Annotated in this window: 1 protein-coding gene; it reads right to left on the minus strand. The window is 64.8% G+C overall.

The features are described from left to right. On the minus strand, window positions 1-269 hold a 269-nt coding region (locus ON40_RS54950; protein ID WP_040829421.1), incomplete at its 3' end, for a transposase. Between the last annotated feature and the right edge of the window lie 66 nt (window positions 270-335).

The raw sequence follows: 335 nt of genomic DNA on the forward strand, positions 1-335 counted from the left end.
TTGGCGATCTCCCGCAGCGCGTCTTTCTCCAGCTCGGCATCGGCCAGCAGCCGCTTGAGCCGGGCATTCTGCTCCCGCAACTCCTTGAGCTCCTTGGCGGCGTCGGTGTCCACACCCCCGTACTGGCGGCGCCAGTTATAGAGCGTCGCAGGCGAAATCCCGATCTCGGCCGCGACTTCCTCGCCAGTCTTGCCGGCCGCGGTCAGCTCATCGGCACGCCGCAGCTTCCGCACAATGTCCTCTGCGGAATGCCGCTTCCGTCCTGCCATGTCGATCAGTGTCCCTTCTCGGCCCTCACCAGGCCAAACAGGACTCTAAACCCGAGCGGACTCGTT

Origin of the sequence: Nocardia jiangxiensis NBRC 101359, assembly GCF_000308615.1 — a bacterium.
Taxonomy (GTDB): Bacteria; Actinomycetota; Actinomycetes; order Mycobacteriales; family Mycobacteriaceae; genus Nocardia; species Nocardia jiangxiensis.